The 18557-nt window shown below is 57.2% G+C and carries 6 protein-coding genes; 4 read left to right on the top strand and 2 right to left on the bottom strand.

Annotation, left to right across the window (positions count from 1 at the left end; all coding sequences use genetic code 11):
• The first annotated feature begins 311 nt into the window (after positions 1 to 311).
• Complete coding sequence (locus GGR91_RS11105) at positions 312 to 548, top strand: transposase (RefSeq protein ID WP_183942293.1); 237 nt, start codon at positions 312 to 314, stop codon at positions 546 to 548.
• Between the two features lie 731 nt (positions 549 to 1279).
• On the opposite strand, the gene GGR91_RS11100 is transcribed toward GGR91_RS11105, so the two are convergent.
• Together GGR91_RS11100 and GGR91_RS11095 are read right to left on the bottom strand one after the other, a co-directional pair.
• Positions 1280 to 2173: a tyrosine-type recombinase/integrase gene (locus GGR91_RS11100; protein ID WP_183942292.1), complete on the bottom strand. Its 894-nt coding sequence runs from the start codon at positions 2171 to 2173 to the stop codon at positions 1280 to 1282.
• A 300-nt stretch (positions 2174 to 2473) separates the two neighbouring features.
• Positions 2474 to 3268, bottom strand: coding sequence for a DUF5681 domain-containing protein (locus GGR91_RS11095; protein WP_183942291.1), 795 nt, complete (start codon positions 3266 to 3268; stop codon positions 2474 to 2476).
• 640 nt (positions 3269 to 3908) lie between these two features.
• Between GGR91_RS11095 and GGR91_RS11090 the strand changes: the two genes are divergently transcribed.
• From GGR91_RS11090 to GGR91_RS11080, 3 genes are all read left to right on the top strand, one after another.
• Positions 3909 to 4655: a SapC family protein gene (locus GGR91_RS11090; protein ID WP_183942290.1), complete on the top strand. Its 747-nt coding sequence runs from the start codon at positions 3909 to 3911 to the stop codon at positions 4653 to 4655.
• Between the two features lie 50 nt (positions 4656 to 4705).
• On the top strand, positions 4706 to 6304 hold the full coding sequence (locus GGR91_RS11085; RefSeq protein WP_183942289.1) for a ShlB/FhaC/HecB family hemolysin secretion/activation protein: 1599 nt from the start codon (positions 4706 to 4708) through the stop codon (positions 6302 to 6304).
• 14 nt (positions 6305 to 6318) lie between these two features.
• On the top strand, positions 6319 to 18557 hold a 12239-nt coding region (locus GGR91_RS11080; protein ID WP_183942288.1), incomplete at its 3' end, for a filamentous hemagglutinin N-terminal domain-containing protein.

Here is an 18557-nt window from a genome sequence, read left to right as displayed (position 1 = left end):
GGCGCCAAGTAGCGGTCCATACTGCCTTTCTGTGCTTCTACGCCTGAGTTTGCAGTTCCGAGTGCGGGGGGAGGCTTCATCTTAGTTGTCCTCAATTGGCATTATAGGATTGATCTTCTGGGCCTGTAGGCATTTCGCTGACGCGAGTAACCGAGGCGTAAAAATAACGCCATGTTTTTTTGTCCGGCGGCGCGCTTTACTTGTTTGGCACACTTAGTCTCAGGACTATTAAAATGCTTGTATAATGCTTGCGATGTTGATTGTGCTCTGCCCGTCTTCGGTTCCAACGGTGATGCGAAGGAAGCATGTCCATGGGAGAGCTGATTTGGTTGGCCGAAGCGCAGATGCGCAAGATTGGGCTCTATTCTCCGTTGTCATATGGAATTCCCAGGGTCGATGATCGGTGGATTGTCTCGGCGATCATCTACCTCATCAAGCATGGATTGATGTGGCCTGATGGGCCCAAGGCGAACGGGGCGCATAAAACCATATACAACCGCTTCATCCGGTGGAGCCGTCTGGGCGTGTTCAACCGCATCTTTGTATAGCTGGCGGACAAAGTTGGGGAGCCAGAACAGATCATGATCGATGCTATCCACCTCAAGGCCCACCGAACGGCAACAAGCCTCTTAAAAAGGGGGGGCTCTTCCTCGATGTATCCGGCGCCCAAGGGCGGCTTGAAATCCAAGCGTTACGCCGTGTGTGAGGGCAAGGGCCGACCACTGGTTCCGCTCATTCTGGTTACTGGCTCGCGCTCTGGCTTGCTTGGTGCGGTAAAAGGCCGGATTGGTTGCGTACTGCGGTATGTATCGAGCGATCAACCCCGTGCTGATTGAAAACAGGAATGCCTCTTATCCCAGTCTAGGCTGTCGTCGACGCCTGCCTTGTTTTTGGGACGATGGATTTTCCTCGCGCCGATTACTCTAATTGACTGTCAACACTTGAGCTAACTGCGAAATGACTGGTTGGAGACTGGACTGATATATGGCGCTCCCGGCATCCTTCTGATACTGAGCGGCGTATGCTATTACCTATAACGCAGCTTTCATTTTTCGTTTTGGTTGGACGGCGCCCGCACGGCGGTTGCGTTTGGCTGCACGGCAAGTGTCGTCATCGCGATTTTAACGGTACCTAGCTTTTCGGACTATCCCGTACGTACGCCTGCAATAATTGGCTTCACCGTCTTGGTCTGCCTCTGGTTCATTGGCGCACCGCCCAAGCGATACGCTAATCCCGGCACAGTTTGATAGATGTCCAACATTAGCCGCTGCGGTCGCGGCTATCGCGTCTCCCACACATTGTGTTCAGCAAACTCCAGATACCGCGCCAGCACGTTAGTCGACCTCCAGCCGCCGGCGCGCATGATGGCGGCCGTGTCGAACCCTGCGCGCAGTAACTCCTGCGCCGCGCCGACCCTGAGTGAGTGGCTGGAGAACTCTGCCACTTCCTCTGGGGGCAGGCCGGCTGCCGTTACCGCTTCCTTGACAATGAGCTTCACCTTTGTCGTCTCCAGCGACCGGTTGATTGCTTTGCCCCGGTAAATTCCGCAGAACAGCGGCGCGATGTCGCCGCCGCGCCAGGCAAGCCACTCACGCACCATTTGCGCCGAGCGGCGTGATGTGAAGCCAATGCGCCCCATGCCGAAGGGGTCAGTCTTGCCGCGGCGGATCATGGCTCGCAGCGTGCCATCATTTCTAAATTCAATGTCATCCGTCATCAGTGCAACGAGCTCCGACCGGCGGGTGAGTAGGTCGTAGCCGAGCGACAGCAGCGCGCGATTTCGTAATCCCCACGGACTGTCGGGCTGGACGGCGAGGCATTGCTCGAGATGCGCGCGCGTCATCCCCTTGGCCTGACGCGGGCGCCCAAGCTTTGTCCGCCGCAGCCTGCGCATGGCCAAGTTGACATCTTCGTCGGCTGTCGGGTCGGGCAGGCGAAGGAGAAGGTGGATCTTACGTATCGCGCACAGGCACCGTCGGACAGAGCCGGGGCGCAGGCCCTCGCCCTGCGCGGCAATAAAATTGCACACCGTATGTGCATTGGCGGGGAATGGTTGAAGCCCCTCCACATCGCAGTAGTCGGTAAATTTTTGCACGTCCGTGTAGTAGGCGCGCAATGTTGCCGGCGCGTAGGCACCTTCAAGGCGCTTGAATTCTCTGCGCCAGTCAGGCATATATGTTCGCTCAATGTGCATATAAGTGCTCATTATGCGCAATATTGGAGCAGTGTCAAGTGCTTGTCAGTAGTCAAATTCGAGCCGCAAGGCATGCCGTGGGTTGGTCGGCGGAGAACTTGGCCATTCAATCAGGTGTCGCGCGCAGGACCATTGTATCCATCGAGCAAGAGAATGGGGTGCCTTCGGCTAACGCCTCGACATTAACAAAAATTCAGTCCGCCCTCGAGGCCGCCGGCATCGAGTTTATCGGCACCCCCGATGACGGTCCAGGCATTAGGGTGCGCCCCCCCCCCCCCGCTAGCCACTGAGCGCCCACCCGCCCGCCTTAATTGGCCGGCGATCGGGGATGAGTGGGTCACCATAGCGGCGCGCAACAGCTTTGGTCGCGGGCGCTTCGCGCACAATGGGCTGAACCCGCGCCGCCGGTGTCGGGAGACTGGATGCCTCGGCGTAGGCCGGCGCATCTGAAGGCGGCGTGGGCAGAGGTTTTAGCAAGGCCGCGCCCACGCACTCGCTATCGGGAGGAGTGTTGCGATGCCCATTCGGTTGAATACTAGGTGTCTGAGGCGCCTCACTCGGGCGCATCGCATCCGCCCACTCCGCTGCAGCGCCTTCGATGTTCGCCATGGGCGGCGTTAACTCTTTACGGTCCGGCCCATCACGCTTTGCCGCGCGAAGACTTGCCGCGATCTGAAGCGCTAGTTCCCAGCTTTCGTTCACATTAATGCTCTGCCGCCGATCCTCCGCCTCCGCTTCACTGTACATTTGGATGAAGATTTGCGCCGCGCGGACATGGCCCTGTCGCGCCGCTACCGCGAGCCCCTCCACGACAGCCTCATGCTGTGTCATCTTGACTGTGCGCCCGCCACGCCGGACCTCAACCAGAGCGTCTCCGACATGGAGCACGGCCCTCTGGACGGCACTGAGCCCGCTGGTGGTGTCGGGTTTTGGCTGCCCCTTCGCCTTCGCCTTTGGCGGACGGCCGCGTGGGTTGCCTGACGTCTTGGGTGGAAATTGGGTAGCGACTGGCGGCCGACCGTAGCCGACCTCATAATTGGGATTGATAGATTTCTGGCGTGACGATTTGGACATGGCGAGGCCTTCCTAAACACTGGTTTGATTGGAGGGTCAGGGGCTTTCGAACAATCCCGCCCGAAGGCGGCCGCGCAAGTCTCGCAGACTGCAGATGTTATAGCAGAATGTGATCACCCCCACAACAGTTCGCCGCAAGAATTGTATGGCGCGATAAGCATTCCCTGAAACGCACGACTAAATTCCCTGAAGTCGCGGAACAGGGAATTGCGGATAAAATATATGATAAAGCAGTAGCTTACGGGCGCGCCAACGGCGTCAAACACCCCACTTTATAAAAAATTCCCTGTTATTGGCCCAAAAACAGGGAAATGCAGGGGCCCTAAACTCCCGATAACGCCGGACATCCACACGCAATGTATTTGCCACTCGCAAATGCATTTTTCCTGCGGCCAATCGATCAAATATCATCAATTCTGCCATTTCCTCAGAAGATATTCGAAAGGCGGCGCAGCTGGAATTTTGGCGGCAAATGCCGTTTGTTATCAATTGTGTCTTATCCCCAAAAATGTTTGACAAAGCGGCGCTCTGGCTGTTTTGGCATGTTATATGCCAGTATTTTTATGCATGTTTTTTAATGCATTAAACTTCTGCTCGCTGATCAAATTTTTATCCAAGTAACATTCTCGGGATTTTTCACATGACTGCCACGCAAGATAACCAGACACTTCCTTTGTTTTACAGGGAGTTGACGCCCCTGAATTCTGGTGTGCACCAAACGTGGCGTACCCGGACAACGGACAAGGCGTCATGGATGGCGAACCAGCACGCGGTGCCGCTGACGACAGAAGAGTTCGCAAAGGCGCAGCGTTCCTTTCCGATCATTTTTTCATCTGCAGACGTGCCTGTGCCGTTGGCGCTCATGGGACTGAACGAGGGCGCGAACGTATATGTGGCCGACGATGGCGCGTTTAACGCGGAAATGTACATCCCCGCATATGCGCGGCGGTACCCGTTCCTGTTAGCACGCCTTGAGCCAGGTGAAGACACGCTATCCCTGTGCGTGGACCCCACGTCCGACCTCGTAGGCGCGTTCGATGATGGCGAACCGTTGTTCGACGGTGCCGAGCCTTCCGAGCGCTGCAAGTCCATTTTGAACTTCTGCGAGCAGTTCGAAGTTGCCGCGTTGCAGACCACCGCATTTGTGGACCTGCTGGTAAAGCATGACCTGCTGACTGAAGGTGAGTTCACAATCCAGCGCGAAGGTGACCAGCAGCCGTCTGTTTATCGTGGCTTTAAGATGGTGACAGATGAAAAGCTAAACGCGCTTCCCGCCAAAACGCTTGCGGCACTTAATCAGAGCGGCGCGCTGCGTCTCATCCACATGCACCAAGTCTCACTGGGCGTCGTGTCCGACATTTTCACGTTGCAAACTAAGCCGGTTTGACCCGCGTGCCGTATCCACCAGCTCTACAAGACATTTGTGCCAAGGGACCCATGATGCTCAGAGATTTGAAAAAGTTCACTGTGGCAGCGGTCGGTCTTTGGATTGTCTTGGCTGGTGTTTCCGAGGCCCATGCACAGTTGCAGCCCGATAATGTTGGTGCGCAGATACTGAGGCAGACAGAGCCACAGGCAATTCCTCAGCAGTCGGTGAAGGTGCGCCCAGAAGTCACGGTGGTAGAGCCTGCTAAGGCAGAGGGTCCGACAATCGTTGTGTCCGGATTTTCATTCGATGGTAATAAGGTGTTTCCGGCAGATACTCTCGCGCCCGTTTTGCAAAGTTTTGTTGGGCAGGGGCTGACTTTAGCAGAGCTCCAATATGCCGCTGATTTAATAGCCAAATTTTACCAAGATCAGAGTTATGTCGCGCGGGCCGTTGTTCCAGAGCAAGATGTCGTTGGCGGCATTGTCCGCATTCAAATCGTGGAAAGTCGTCTCGATAAAATTGAAATTGACGGATCAGTTAGCGGCCAAGAGCAGGGGCGGATACAGCAGTTTGTCGGCGCAGGCTTAAAGTCTGGCGATAATCTCAATCTGCGCCGTATCGAACGTGGGACGCTTTTACTCAATCAGCTTCCCGGTACTGATTACCAAGCGGTACTTCGTGCTGGCGCGTCCGACGGTACGTCGTCGGTTGTGGTTGTGCCCGTACTTGATCCTGCGCAGTCATTTGGCGTGGTGGTTGACGGGTCCGGCTCCGCGCGTTCCGGCCAGGAACGCATAATGCTAAGTGCGAGCGCCCACCCAATCGCAATGTTCGGCGACGAGCTCTCGATGACGGCCTTGGCTTCGCGCGGCGTTCTCTATGGCCGCGCGGGATATAGCTTGCCAATCGGAAGTGATGGGCTTTCGGCGAACCTCGCGCTGTCCGGGCTGCGGTATAATCTTTTGAATACACCCATCGACATCAAGGGCAGCAGCGCGGCTGCGATCTTCGGTTTGCGTTACCCCGTAGTGCTCCAGTTTGATGCTGCCGTGATGTTCAGCATCGAGGGTGGCTATCGGTCCTTTTCGGATCGTGTGGTGACTTTGACGACCAAGAGGTCCTTGGTTTTTGTTTCAGCGGCCATCGACGTCACGTCTGCAGATAAGGTTTTGGCTGGGGGCACGTCGGCGTTGGGCATTAACGTTCTGTCAGGGCGTACAGCCGGGCAAGGGGGCCATCTCCGAGTATCGGGTTACTTAAACCGTCGTCAAAACTTAACCAAAAAAGACGCGATTATATGGCGCGTCAGTGGGCAGGTGGCCACGGCAAAGCTAGATCCGTCGCAGTTGCTGATGATTAACGGAACAAGTGGCGTTGCAGCGTTTAGCAACGATGAGGATGTGTCCGGTCGGTCTGGTGTAAACGGCCGCATTGCATTTGAGCACAGTTTCGCGCCGACGCTGACTGCGTCCACCTTTTATGATTTCGGTAAAGTCTATGGCGCGGCGGCCAACCGCCCCACTCGACTGCTTGGTGTGGGTGTGGGCGCGTCTTGGCGCCCCCTGCCAGGGCTAACGATTGACGCATCCGTCGGGCGGCCAATCCGCGCGCCGGATGCATTTGATAATAATATGAAAACATGGATCAGCGCGCGGCTGAGCTTTTGATGTCTGGAATGAATATGTTGCAACGATCCATCACGCTTAACCCAGGTCAGGCTGTGCCAACAAGACTGAGGAAACTGTTCCTCGCGGGCAGCGCGATCACTCTGGTTTTGGGCTGTCCAGCCAATGCTGAAGACCTGCCAACAGGTGGATCCGTCACCGCGGGTGATGCCACCATTTCGCAGTCGGCCTCGAAGATGGTTATCAACCAGTCGACCAATAAGGCGGTCATTAACTGGAATACATTTGACATCGGCTCGGGTTCGAGCGTCAATTTTGTGTTACCAGACAGCGGATCCGTCACGCTCAACCGCGTGGCGAGCGATGACGCCAGTAAGATTTTTGGTTCGCTGACGTCGAACGGCCAAATTTTCCTCCTGAACCCGCGCGGGATTGTTTTTGGCGTCGGTAGCCGGATCAATGCCGCCGGTCTTGTTGCAAGCACATTAACGCTCTCAGACGAAGATTTTCAGGCTGGCCGCTACGACTTCAAGAGCAACGGCATTAAGGGCGCGGTCGTCAATCAGGGCGAAATTGTTGTAAACGGTTATGCGGCTTTGCTCGCGCCTACTGTACGCAATGAAGGCATTATTTTTGCCCAGATGGGCACGGTCGCTTTCGCTGGCGGGCAAGGCGTTACGCTGGACGTTGCGGGCAACAACCTTATCTCGGTTCAAGTTAATCCGGCCCTTGTCGATCAACTGATCGAAAACCGCGGCTTGATTGCGGCGCCGGATGGACGTGTCATCATGACGCTGTCGTCCGAGCGGCGGCTTATGGATGGCGCCATCGCGTCCAATGTGCAGCAGGCGCAGGCTATTGTTGACGCCGGTGACGGCGTAACGAGCCGGATTGTTGCCGGTGGAAAGATTGAAAGCGGATCGATTGCGATTGCGGGCGGTGCAACCGGCCGTGTTGAAGCAACTGGCGCAATTTCATCTCAAAATCTCTCGGGCGCTGGCGGCCAAATCGCGATAACTGGCGGCGATGTGTTCGTGGGCAGCGACGCATTGGTCGATGCGTCGGGCAGCACCGGCGGCGGTGTGGTGGACATTGGCGGTGGCTTCCAAGGGGCGTCGCCCGATCTTCTAAATGCCCGCACCACCACGGTGGATGCGGGCGCCTCGATCAAGGCTGACGCTCTGACCGCCGGGAACGGCGGTAATGTCGTTATATGGTCGGATAAAAATACCCAGTTTGCGGGCAACATTTCTGCGCGCGGCGGCGCGAACAGCGGCGACGGCGGTTCCGTCGAAGTGTCGGGCAAGCAATTGCTTGATTTCACAGGGTCCGTTGATCTGCGTGCAGCCGCTGGCAAGACAGGTACGCTGCTGCTTGATCCAAATAATCTTACGATCCAGGCGGCTGGTTCGGACACGGGCGTAACCGGTACAAACGCCTCGGCGTCGGGATCCATCCTCACCGTATCGACCATCCGTAACCTTCTTGACGCTAGCAATGTTGTGGTGACCACGGGGTCATCCGCCGATGCAGAAGCTGGCAATATCACCGTTGCCAGCGATATCAGTTGGGTTACCTCCAATGACCTGACGCTGCGGGCCGCAAACAACGTTACCATCAATGCCAATATCCTCGCCCTGTCCGGTGGCCTAACGCTTGAAGCCGGCCGAACGGCAGACGGCTCCAGCGCGACTGCTTCGGGTACGGTATCACTCAACGCAGCCAACAACATTCGTCTACTTTCCAAGGGACTTACGGTTAGTGCAGTGAGTGGTATTGCGCTCAGTGGCTATGTTGAATCCAAGACACTCGCGACGCTGACTACATCCGCCACAGCCAGCAACGTCGTGGCATCAAATGCATCCAATATATTTTCTGCAGGGGTCACCGCGACTTCTGGGGGCACCGGATCGATCAACCTAAAGGGCACTGGCAATACCGAATTAAAGGCGATTAGCGCCGGTACGGGTGGCGCCACTATCGAAGTGGCGGGCAGCGTCACCAGCACGTCGGCATTTACGTCGCTAGGTGCGGTGTCGATTACCACCCCCCTCGGCTCTGACGGCAACATTGATTTGACGGGCGCCTTTTCGGTCGCCGGAAACGTAACGCTTTCAGCCGACAAACCCGGCTTTATCCGGATCAATAACATCACCCGCGACACCGTATTCAATACGGTTACGGGCGGCGGCTCCATCACGCTGACCAGCGCGGCGAACGCCATCACTTTGGGTGTGAGTGCGCAGGCAATCACGGGTCAGGGTGGCGACGCCGGCCAGGCCAGCGGACTGGTGTCGATTTCGGCAACTTCCGTGACTATTGCCACGTCGATTGCCACACAGGGCGGTAATGTCAGCATTACATCAACCACCGGAGCCGTTACTGCGGCCGCTGGCGCGAATATTACGACCACGGCCATTGCGAACACAGGTACGACTTCGGGGTCGGTCACTGTCGCCGGTGCCCTCGGCGTTACGCTGAACAACGTTACGACGACTGGCGCTGCGAACGACGTGGCCGATGGTAGTAACGCGGCTACTGTTTCCATTAGCTCCTCGGGTGGCAACGTCTCGGTCGGTGCCATTACGACATCGGGCGGGCAACCGCAGCGCGATGACACGCCTGGCGCTGGCGGCACCGGGCTCGACAACGGCGGTAACTCTGCCTCGATTACCTTGACCACGACTGGCGTTAACCGGACGATTTTACGCGGCAACCTGACGGCTATTGGTGGTGAGTTTAATGGTACCAGCGTCGCGGCGCAGGGCCTGGGTGGCAACATCACGGCAAGCGGCAAGGTCACCTTGAGTGAACACGTCACAATCGATACCGGCGCCACCACTGGTTATATTTTCTTGCTTGGGACGGTGGATTCCGAATCCAGCGCGGCGCTGAAGGCGCTGACGCTTCGCGCGGGTGCGGGTAGCGTGCGCCTTGGCGGCGCGGTTGGCCAGACTGCCGCGCTCTATTCGCTGGATGTGACTTCTGCGGTCACGACTGATATTTTTGCTAGCCTCAAGACAGATGGCAGCACTAATATCAGCGGCCGGACAACGGGCGTGCGCATTGCCACGTCATCCAAGCTTAACATCGGGAATGTAACGACGCAGGCGGATAATACCGCAGTCGTTATCGACACCAGCGGCGGCAACGGCGAATTCACGCTGAATAACGGCGTTTTCACAACGATTGCCACGGAAATGCGTGCACCCGTTACATTTACGCGCGGCACCGGACAGATTTACCTGAACTCGACGCTCTTCAGCACGGCGGGCGAGTATAACAACCTCACGTTTAACACAGTAAGCGGAACGGGTGGCGCTGTCACGGTTGTTAGCACAATTGGCGGCGGCACGTCGGGTAGTACGACTGCACTTGGTGACATTTCTCTCTCCAGCCTCAGCAACCTGAGTTTCGCAGGCAACATTTCAGCCAAGAGCGTGGTCTCGCTGGGCGGCACGGGTACGATAAATCTGGCCGGCACCCAATTTTACTATGGCGCTGGCGGGCTCCAATTGGCGACGTCGTCTGCGAGCGGCGGAGCATTATCAATAGGAGGAGCCGTCACACTTAGCCTTTCGGGTGCCCCGGTTCTTCTAAGATCGACGAATGCGGCGATGACCTTAAATGGGGCTGCAGACATAACAACTTCTGCAGGTGCGGTTACCATCTATTCGGGCGGGCAATTAGTAATAGATAGAGGTAACTCAATTTCGTCCACAGGCGGAGCGATCACACTAACTGGCCTCGGTGGGATTAACCAAACTAGCTATAACGATTCATTCATAGATGCTGGTTCAGGCAAGATACGCTTTTATGGCGGCGGCAATAATATAGACATGCGCGGTGTCACGACTTCGACGGATACCGACAGCGGTGGCACGCCAGCAATCTGGATCAACGACGCCAATACAGTCAATATCAGGAGCGTCACCTCAGGAGGTACATTCCAGGTGGGTGCTGTGGCTGGGGTTGGAGTTGTTGCGCCAAGCCAGGGCGCCTTGGCAAATAGTGCGCTGCGGTTGATGCAATCCGGCATGCGCTTGCGCACGGCTCAGAAGTTGACTTTCACTAGCGCGGCAGATGAAACAGGTAACAGTTTCGTTGTCAGCGGGACTTTGGCGAATGGTACGACCGTTCAGGAAACGATATCCGGGGGTTTGCCGGGCACTGTTGAAACGACCAATTTGTTCAAGACGATCGACAGCGTCGTCGCGACAGGCACCACGTCGGGCAATGTCTCCGTAGGCTTATCCGTGAATGACGCAATTGGCGATTCTTTGGCCCAAGTTACCAGCAACAGTGGCACCGCAGGTGCCTTCAACATCGTCACGCTCAGCGCGGCATCTACCAATGCTATCACAATTAGCTCCACGGCGAACACCATCGACCTGTTGAGTAACTTTGCTGTCGGCAGTTCACTCACTATTGGTGCAAAGGGACGCACCGCTGGCATGGCCCTCTCGGGTAACGTAACAGCGACGTCTGTGTCACTGAAAACAGGCGGTGGCGCGCTTATCCTTGGCGACTACAACATAACGTCTACCACCGGATCGATAGAGTTGCAGGGTTCAGGTCTTACACAGGGCGCCAACTCGACAATTTCGTCCGCAGACCAAGTGATTATCTCCGGCTTTGACTATGTTAACGGCATAAACACTAACCCGGCGGTCTATGACGTTACGTTGCTAGGTAATATCGTCGCACGCCGGACTTCGGATGCGTTGTACTTCCGCGGCGTTAACAACTTGATATTGGGTAATGTAGTTACCGGAACATCAGCCGCCACGCGTGGCGGGATACTATTTGGAGACAACCAAAGTTATTCAAGTCGCCGTATTGCAGGAACGGTTACACAGGCCGCTAATACTGCAATTGATGTTTCCTACATTCAAGGTGTTTTAAACAATAATTCGGGTATCGCTCCAGCTTTTAATCTTTCTAATGCCGGAAATGAAATAAAGGAAATTGGTAATTTCCTTGCCTATAACTCGTTTTACGTTTTTGATAAAGACAGCGCGGCCAATGGGTTGACGTTGACTAGCAGTAATAACGCCTGGTCGAATAACTCGAAGCAGGTGGTTTATTGGACCAATGGGGCGCTGAACCTCAATGGCCAATCGACGACGGGTGCGAAAGTTACACTAATTGGCTCGAGCATCACGAACACCGGTGGCGGTGAAACGCGCTCGCAGGTTAGCGATGTCGTGCTGCAAGCCAATGGCGGCGCCATCACGCTTGCTTCTGGTGGTTGGATGCAGGCGGATACGAGTGCTGCCGGTGGTGCGCAGATTGTTTATCAGAGTGCCAGCAACGTGCAGCTGGGTGTGTCGCGCGCGTCCTCTTCTGGAAATAGCGGCCTGCAATTCGGCACTTTAGAGGTATCGGGTGCCGTTGCGGCCAGTCAGACCACAGCCGCTGCTGCGCCTGGTGCATTGACGATTGTCGGTGGCTCTGCTGCGTCAACGAATACAGGCCGCGTTGCGATCTCTAGCACCGGGGATGACAGCGGCCGAACCTTTACAATAACGGGTACAGACGTGCTTGGACGCACGCAGACCGAAACCGTCACCGGAACAAATGCCGGCAGCGCAAGCGGGAGCAAATATTTTGCAACTGTAACTGGCGTTGCATATACGGCAGGCGGTGCGACCACCGTCGTTGCTGGTTGGGCTAAAGAGACGATCAGCGGAAATCTTACGCAGACCAACTATATCGATGCCTATAAGTTGACCGGTGAGGTTGGCGGCGCGATGACGCTGAGTAACACCAGCAACAATTTCAGCGTCATTAACGATTTGAAGTCCGTTGGTGATTTGCAGTTATACACGCAGGGTCGCTCTAGCCTCGTAACCGTTTCCGGCGCTGTGACCTCAACAACCGGTTCTGTCTTCATAAAGGGTAACTCGAGCCTCACAGTCGCTAACACCGGCAGTGTGACGACCTCCGCGGCCTCCAAAGACATCACTTTACAGGCGGCGGAAGGGGACACTGGCCGCACGCTTAGCATTCAGGGATCCATTTCCGCGGGAGGCAATGCCCTCCTTCAGAGCTGGGGCTATCTTGATAACTCAGGCCTCGGCACGGTCACTGCAGCCGGGACTGTGACGCTGGAAAGTGGCAAGAACCAGTCGACGACGGCGCAAAACTATCGCACCATGAACCTGGGTGCAGCCATCACCGCAGGCAGTACCATTACTGGGACGGCATATGGCACGCTGACGCTGACAGGCGCGATGACTTCGGCCGGTAATATCTCGCTGACCAGCGGCCTGTATTACGTCAATACGACAAACCAAGCTGGCCAGGCGATGAACATCAATGGGGCGATCACGTCGACCGCGACGGCTGGAACGATCACGTTGAATGCGGGGGGCGCCTTCTCCAATAACGCGGCCGGTGTTATCACTGCTTCCGGCGCGCAAGGTGGTGTGGTGATCACCGCTGGTAAAGGCGTAAACCTTGTCGCTGCAAGCAGCACATATGACATTACGCTGAGCGGCAATGTTACGTCCGGCACGGGCGGCATTCAGTTCCATTCAAGTAAGGCCATAACCCAGTCCGGCGCATCGGTACTGACGTCAACGGGCGCTGTTTCAGGACAAAGCGCCGGCGGTTCCGCGGGTGGTTCTGCAACGGCCCCAGCGGCGCGTGCGTCGGTTACTTTCAACAATAACAATAACGTCGCCTCAATTGGCCCATTTTACGTCGCGGCCGGCATCGCAGCCACGCCTGCAACCTTTACCTTCCGCAATGTGGCCGGCCTTCTGCTGTCGGGTGACATAAAGACGTCTGACGGCGCCATCACGCTGACGGCGGTCAATGGTGCGCTTAACCTTGCTGGTTTCGGGGTTTCGGCGGGTGAGCTTGCGACGGCGGGCAGCAACATTGTCCTGTCCGGTCGTGGCATCACGCAGAATGGCGGCACCATTAGTGCAACTGGCTCCCTCAACGGGACCACGCCTAGCAATGGTACCAATGGCGGCACCATCTTGCTGACGGGTAATGACGGCATAGCGGCTAGCGCGATCACCCTATCTGGTACGTTGGCAACGGCCAACACAACATCGACCGCGATCACGGTGCGCGGGACGACCTCGCTGATGCTGCCGAATGTGACGACGGCGGGTGGCTTGATCCTCGGCGATAACAGCTTTGCGATCACAGGCAATGTCACTCAGGCACAGAATTCGGTCATTCAGGCGGCATCGCTCAATATCGGGACGGCGACCAATGCTATCGGCGGGTCGGTGGTGCTGGCGAACTTGAACAAGATAGACACCCTGAACCTGTCCAACGTCACCAATGTAGAGGGCACGCAATATGACCTCGACATCAATGACACGACGGGGGGCCTCACCATTGCGGGTGCGCAGACGAGCTCGGGCGGTATTCGCATCGCAACCGCAAAGAGCACGGGCGCTGTGGGCACCCTTGTCATCGGCGCGAACAACATAACGGCAAGCGGCGACATCTCTCTCGCCGGGGAAACGATTAGCCAATCCTCCGGATCAAGCATCAATGCCGATGGCAGCGGCGTTGCTTCCATGGGCGGAACAATCACTGTCAGCGGCGGCGGCGGAACCAATGCCATCACGCTTGGCGGCACGATTACGACGGACAGCGATTCAGCGTCTGCAATTGTCGTGCGTAGCGCGGCCAACGCAACGCTCAACATTGTCAGCGCTACCGCTGGCGGTGTGTCGTTGGGCGTTAGCGGCGGCGCGCTTTCTGGCGCGGTAACGCAGAGCGCGACCACAGGCATTATCTCTGCGGCCACGATTTATGGCAACGCAGGCAGTGTCACGGCCAACAACACCCGCATTGACAATCTGGGTGCGTTCATCACCACAGGCGCGCTGACCATTACGGACAGTGGTGGCGCGGGCGGTGCGGCTGCCGGCCTTACCTTTACAGGTAATGTAACGGCCGGTGCCGGTTCGCAGATCGAAACGACCGATGGCGCACTGCGTCTGGTAGCAACCACGTTGAACGCCGCAGGGGTCGACCTCGTTCTGAAGGGCGTCGGCGTAAGCCAGACTTCTGCCTCCAAAGTCTATGCCACTACCGCGCAAATCACAGCCGGAGCGGGCAGCATCGACCTATCGAGCATGCTCAATGATTTTACAGGGCAGGTGACGCTCACGGCGTCTGGCGCAGCCGCATCGATCGGTGACATCAACGGCCTGAGCCTGAACTCGTTGACCGGGAAGCTCGCGGTCACCACGTCAATCACAGCGATTGCAGGCACGCAACTTGTGCTGACGCCGGAAAACTTGACCACGACCTCTGGTAATATTTACTTCCAATCCAGGGACGGCAACCTGACGACGCCGGGACTGCTGACGACGACAACGGGCAACGTCACGCTGATCGGCAATTTTGTCACTGGCTCTAACGGGACGGTTCAGGTCAACCAGACGATCACCACCGGCTCTGGTGCGGTCACTGTTTCTGCCGACAAAGAAGTAATCCTGTCGAAGAGCGTGCTTTCCACAAGCGGCAACATGACTATTTCTGGCGCGACGGTTACGCACTCCACCGGTTCACTCAATGACATCCTCAACCTGCGGACTGGCTCTGCTGGCAGCATCAATGTCACAGCAAGTGGGGCCGGCGGTCTGGTGATGGGGCAGTACTTCTATTATCAGGCTGGCACCGGTGCGATCAACGTCACATCTGGCGGCACGGTTGACCTTTCCAACATGACGAGCTCCGGCGTTCTGACGGTCAGCGCGGTTGGTCAGGTCCAACAGGTTGGACTCGGATCCTCTATAGCCGTCGACGCCCTCAGCGTTAAGACGCGCAACAACGGCGCCATTTCGCTCGCGAACGTGTCGAACAATGTGGCCTATGTGAAGCTCGCGTCGCGCAACGCGGCTGATACAGCGGCCGGCAGCGGTGCGATCAGCTATTATGACACCAACGGGATGTCTGTCAGCCAGATCCAGTCGACAGGCACTGTGATGCTGACGTCAGGTGGCGTGATTGATACCGACGCCACAAATGTCTTGGGCAGTGGTTTGGTCGAAGCAACCAATCTGACGATCAAGACGCTTTCCAATGCCGGTGCCGGCGTTATCCTGACGAACGGTAGCAATGATATAGGCACGCTCAATGTGTCGGTGCGTAACGCAACCGATACCGCGTCGGCGGGCAGCACAGCTACTGAAAACACCACAACCGGTGCGGGCGGGTCTGTTCGGGTTAGTGACACAAACGGCTTTGTTGTTGGCTCCTTGCAGACGGGTGCGTCCGCCATCCTGTCGGCTGGCGATGCCGTCACGCAGACCGGCGCCATCATAGTCTCAAAGCTTGGCCTCACCGGCGCAGGCAGGTTCACGCTGAACCTGGCCAACGCGCAGAGTGCCCCGCTGAACCAAATCTCTACCTTCGCCTCGTCGGCAACGGGGGCGGTCGTACTGACGACCAACACGGCCCTCACAATCGGGTCGGTAAACCCGACCGGCATCACCACGGGTGGTGCGGCCATTACGATCACCTCGCCAAGCATTGATGCTAGTAGCACGACCATTGATACTCGAAGTGCGTCCAACGTAGTGACATCCGGCGTTGTAACGCTCACCACCACTGGCACTGGAAGCGCTGGTAACCTCGTCGTGGGCAATATCATCACGACAGGCGCTAGCGCCGCTGCGAGCAGCGACGGGCAAGGTGGCAATGCCGGCAACATTACGCTCACGGCATCCGGCAGCTCGCTGACAGTTTCCGGCGCGATCGGTGCGCGTGCGGGTGCGGCAGACGGCTCGGGAGCTGCGGGCATTGACGGGACGGTCAAGCTGATCGCTGCGGCGGGCCAAGTGCTCCAAGCCAATGGCTCTGGAACTAACGCCATTAATGCAGGTGGCCTACTAGTTGATGCAGGGCTCGCTGTAACTTTGCTTGATACAGGCAATAACATTAGCCGCTTGTCAGGCCGCGTTTCGGGTACTGGCGAGGAGTTTAAGTTTGCAAGTTCAAACGCCTTCGCCATAAATGGCGGTACGGCAGCAAGTCTGGGTTGGACTGGGCTTGCGACGAGCGGTGGTAACATCACGCTTTTGGCAACTGGGGCAGCAACTGTCCTGGAAAACATTACGACGCGCGGTGGCGGCCTGACCGCGGTCAATCTCGCCAGCCTTGATTCTTCATTAGCTGATATTTCGACGGCGGGCGATGTCACTTACGCGTCTGGTGCCTATAAGGCAGGCGGTGCGATCTCTATCCAGACGACGGGCGCCTTGACGACGGGTGCCGTAACCTCTGCTGGCGATACAACAGCGAGCAGCGCCACGGGCAATTCAATCTCTTTGGTCGCTGGCGGCACCCTTACTTCGGGTGCGCTGACCAGCAAGGGAGCAGGCGCTGCGGCTGGGAATGTCTCGCTTCAAGGCGCGCTCATCCGCATGGCAGGCAACATTAACGCTGGCGTTGATCAGGGCACGAGTGCGATTTCGGGCGGTGATGTAAGCTTCACCGGACCCGTCGTGCTGACAAATTCAGACCGGACGATTACGACCGGTGTTGGCAACGGCTCAATCTCGTTCAGCGGCACAGTGAACAGCGATAGTGCCGCGCGGAACCTCAGCTTGACGGCCGGTACTGGCAGCATCAGCTTTGTCGGCAACGTGGGCACGACGGCCGCGCTGAATAGCGTGGTCGTGTCTTCGGCCAACAATGTCACCTTCTCCGGAAACATGGCTGCGGCAGGCTTTACGCAATCGGCGGGCACCGGAACGTCGCTGTTCTCGGGGACGACCACCCTTGGCGGAGCATTTTCGTTTACCGGCAACGCGCTGACGATTAATGGTGCGCTTTCAAGTGCCGGTGCGATGGCGGTGGCCAATGCCGGTACGTTTACGACTGCTGCCGCCGGCGATGTGACTGCGGCTGGTGGTTTAAGCCAGACCGGGACTGGATCCAGCCGTATCGCTGGGGACATTACGACTACGGCCAGCAACATCAACTTTGCTACAGCTGTGGTTGTTACTGGCAATGTTGCAATGGGTTCGGCCAACGGCAATATCAATTTTTCCGGTCTGCTTGATGGCGATGGAAGCGCCACACCAGCCAACCTGACGCTTGGTTCTGGAACCGGAAACGTCACCTTCAGTACCAAGGTTGGTTCGCTGGCCACGCTCAGTGCGCTCGGCATTAACACGACTGGTTTAGCGAGCGCTACCGACACCATCCAGGTAGGCTCGTTTGCAATCAACGCCGCATTGACCCTGCCTGCCGGTTCGGCCACGCTATTAGCAAATGTCACTACCGCGACAACGCAAGTGTATAACACTGCGCTGAACGTCGGAGCGAATATCAATCTCACAGGCACACAGATTAGCACAGGCGGCACCGTCAGCGGCGGCGGCAATTTCGCCCTGACGATCACGGGCAATGCTGTGTTGGGTAACGCAAGCGATACACTCGACAATATCACGGGTCTGCAGGCGCTGACCGTGACTGGCGACACGCTCATCAATACTGGCGTGATCACTACCCGCGGCGGGCAGACATATACCGGCAATGCGACGCTCGGCAACGCCACAGCTCTCTCCACTACCGACAACGGCACAGTGCTGTTCTCGGGCACGATGAATGGCACTAAAAACCTAACGATTAGCACCGGCAGCGGCAACGTGACGCTGACGGGCGCGGTTGGCGGAACTACGCGCCTCGCGGCGCTGACCCTTGTCAGCACCGGCGCTACGACCTTCGGCTCGAGCGTTAAGGCTAGCTCTCTATCGGCGAGCAACAGCGGCACTGTCTTCGTCGGCGGTGATATCGATACCACTGGTGTGCAAGGCTACAACGGCTCGCTGGTCCTGAATGCCGATGCAACTCTCATCGGTACGAATATTTCCTTCGGTCAGAAGATCGACAGCGATGCGGAATTGACGAAGCGTGCGCTGACCGTAACGGGCAGCGGTGTGACCACCTTTAGCGGCATTGTGGGCGGGACGGTTGCGCTTGCTTCGCTGACAGTCAATGGCGGCGGAACGGCGCTTTTGAACGGCAGCGCTGTAACCACCAGTGGCGCGCAGAGCTATGCAGATGTCGTGACCGTGGGTGCCTCCAGCACACTCACCGGTACGGACATTTCCTTTGGTCAGACAATCGACGGCGGCGTGACGGCTGGCGCGTTGACGGTGACGGGCAGTGGCGTGACGACATTTACGGGTGCAATCGGCAGTACAACGCCCCTTGCTTCGTTGACGGTCAATGGCGGCGGAACGGCGCTTTTGAACGGCGGCGCTGTAACCACCAGTGGCGCGCAGAGCTATGCAGATGCGGTAAC

Source organism: Sphingorhabdus rigui, assembly GCF_014196595.1.
GTDB classification, from domain to species: Bacteria; Pseudomonadota; Alphaproteobacteria; order Sphingomonadales; family Sphingomonadaceae; genus Sphingorhabdus_B; species Sphingorhabdus_B rigui.
The sequence above is the reverse complement of the archived record's forward strand: the minus strand, read 5'-3'. Positions and strand labels throughout refer to the sequence as shown.

What these genes read in the sequence shown, in the direction of transcription:
- GGR91_RS11105 (WP_183942293.1), top strand. Translation starts at nt 312, where the DNA reads ATGGGAGAGCTGATTTGGTTGGCCGAAGCGCAGATGCGCAAGATTGGG.
- GGR91_RS11090 (WP_183942290.1), top strand. Translation starts at nt 3,909, where the DNA reads ATGACTGCCACGCAAGATAACCAGACACTTCCTTTGTTTTACAGGGAG.
- GGR91_RS11085 (WP_183942289.1), top strand. Translation starts at nt 4,706, where the DNA reads ATGATGCTCAGAGATTTGAAAAAGTTCACTGTGGCAGCGGTCGGTCTT.
- GGR91_RS11100 (WP_183942292.1), bottom strand. Translation starts at nt 2,173, where the DNA reads ATGCCTGACTGGCGCAGAGAATTCAAGCGCCTTGAAGGTGCCTACGCG.
- GGR91_RS11095 (WP_183942291.1), bottom strand. Translation starts at nt 3,268, where the DNA reads ATGTCCAAATCGTCACGCCAGAAATCTATCAATCCCAATTATGAGGTC.